Raw genomic sequence first — 1,797 nt, 5'->3', positions numbered from 1 at the left:
ACCGGAACAAAGGTATAGCTGCCGTCGGCGTTGAGGGTCAGCGCGCCGTAGCCCGCAAGCGTGGCGGTCTGGCCGGCGGCCCAGGTGGTATTGCCCACCGTAAACGATTTCACCGTCAGCGCGTCGCCGTTCAGGTCGCTGGCGCCCGTCAGCAGATTTTCGCCGTTGGTAAGCGTTGTGTCTTCCGCCGTGCTGCCGGTTTTAGCCAGGCCGACCTGCGGCGCGTCGTTGACCAGAGTGAGGGTGACCGTCGCGGTTTCGGTTTTGCCGCCGCTGGTGACGGTATAGGTGAAGGTATCGGTGCCGACATAGCCGCTGGTCGGCGTGTAAATCACCTGGCCGTTGCTGATGCTAACCGTACCGTAAGCGCCGTTGGTCTTGCCGGTAATCGCTTTATCGCCGTTGCTGAATTTATCGTTGGCGAAAACGTCGATGGTCACCGGCGTACCCGCGTGGGTCGTCAGGCTGTCGTCAAAGGCGTCTTTTACCGGCGTGACGGTTATCTTCAACTGCGCCGTGGTCGCGCCGTTGGTGCGGCCATCAACCACCCGGTAGGTCACCGTCGGCACCGTACCGTTCCAGTCGGCGACCGGGACAAAAGTATAGCTGCCGTCGGCGTTGATGGTCAGTTTGCCATACCCGGTGAGGTCGGCGGTCTGGCCTGCGGTAAACACCGTGCCGACGCCGCTGACGGAGTAGTTAAGAATGCTCAGCGTATCGCCATCAGGGTCGGAATCGTTCAGCAGCAGGTTTTGCGCGGCGGAGCTGGTCAGCGTCGTATCTTCCGGCGTGCTGACGTTTTCACCCTGGGTGACCGGGGCGGCGTTATTCATCTGAATCGTGACCGTCGCGGTTTCGGTCACGCCGCCGCTGGTGACGGTATAGGTGAACGTATCGCTGCCGACGTAGCTCGTGGTGTTAGGGGTATAAATCACCTTGCCGTTGTCGATAACCACGGAACCATAAACGCCCTGGGTGACCGCCGTGATCGCTTTATCGCTGTTGCTGAAGCTGTCGTTGCCCAGCACGTCGATGGTTTTCGCCTCGCCCGAATGGGTGGCGGCGGTGTCGCTCACCGCGTCCGCCACCGCTGTAATGCTCATGCTGATGCTCTGCGCCGTGCTCCAGTGGCTGGTCTGGCCGCTGTTGAAGGCGCTTTGCAGATCCTGCGTGCTGCCCGCGGCGCTGACGCCGGTATCGGCGGAACTGGTGCTGTCGGAGACGCGCACCGTCAGGCCGCCCGGCACCGCGCCGTTGTAGTCGGCCAGCGGCACAAAGCGCAGCTGGGTCGAGGCGAGCAGCACCAGCGCGTTGGTTTCGCTGTAGCTTGTGCCAAGCGCAGTCCAGGTCGTGCCGTTGGTAGAGTACTCCCAGTGGCCGAGGCTTGCGTCGGTGGTGTTGCCGACGATCGCCACATAGCCGATAGCGCCGCTGGCCTTGTCGCCGCCAGCAATTCCCGTCTGGTTGTCGGCGGCGTCGCTGTAGCTGCCAAGAATAGAGGTCAGCGTTTTGCCAACTGGCGTATCTTCCTGCATGGTCAGCGGCGTCGCGCTAATCGTCGGACGGTCGTTGACGTTAGTGACGCTGGTTGAGAGGGTGACCATCGCTGCGCTATAGCGTGAACTACTGCCGTTGGTTGCCGTTGATACAGTCTGGCCGCTGGTCAGCGACCCTGTCGTTGCGGTGGTGTCGCCGTTGTTGTTGGTTTCCACCAGACGTACTTTCAAGGCAGCAGGCGTCCCGAAGAAGTCAGCGGCAGGTACAAAGCGGACTTTGGCCGTTGCATCCAGCAGCAGG

At 61.9% G+C, this 1,797-nt stretch carries 1 protein-coding gene; it reads right to left on the bottom strand.

Translation table 11 applies throughout. The annotated features are described in order from the left end of the window. Positions 1–1,797 (bottom strand): Ig-like domain-containing protein (locus tag FDX01_RS23315; RefSeq protein ID WP_249360855.1); only part of this gene is annotated, 1,797 nt, incomplete at both ends.

It is taken from the genome of Citrobacter sp. wls613 (genome assembly GCF_005281195.1).
GTDB lineage: Bacteria > Pseudomonadota > Gammaproteobacteria > Enterobacterales > Enterobacteriaceae > Citrobacter > Citrobacter gillenii.
Note: the sequence above shows the minus strand (reverse complement) of the source record. Positions and strands in the feature narration are given on the sequence as shown.